At 47.1% G+C, this 503-nt stretch carries 1 rRNA gene; it reads right to left on the bottom strand.

Going from position 1 to position 503, the window contains the following annotated elements:
• Positions 1 to 356 (bottom strand): 23S ribosomal RNA (locus tag AC07RN_RS20960); the annotation flags it as partial.
• Between the last annotated feature and the right edge of the window lie 147 nt (positions 357 to 503).

Genomic DNA, 503 nt, shown 5'->3' with positions numbered 1-503 from the left:
TGTATGTACTTTTGTGTACGGGAGTATCACCCTGTACCCTGCGACTTTCCAGACGCTTCCACTAATACATACGCTGATTCAGGTTCTGGGCTGTTCCCCGTTCGCTCGCCGCTACTGGGGGAATCTCGGTTGATTTCTTTTCCTCAGGGTACTTAGATGTTTCAGTTCCCCTGGTTCGCTTCGTTAAGCTATGTATTCACTTAACGATAGTGCAACGGATTGCACTGGGTTTCCCCATTCGGAAATCGTCGGTTATAACGGTTCATATCACCTTACCGACGCTTATCGCAGATTAGCACGTCCTTCATCGCCTCTGACTGCCTAGGCATCCACCGTGTACGCTTAGTCGCTTAACCTCACAACCCGAAGATGTTTCGTAAAACACCCACAGTGTTGCGAAAATTTGAGAGACTCGAACACACCGCTTATCTGCTCTTATTACGGAGAGCAGACACAGTGTGTCGTTTCAATTTTCAGCTTGATCCAGATTTTTAAAGAGCAAA

The sequence above is a fragment of the Lelliottia sp. GFLA7 genome (assembly GCF_056490165.1).
The sequence above is the reverse complement of the archived record's forward strand: the minus strand, read 5'-3'. Positions and strand labels throughout refer to the sequence as shown.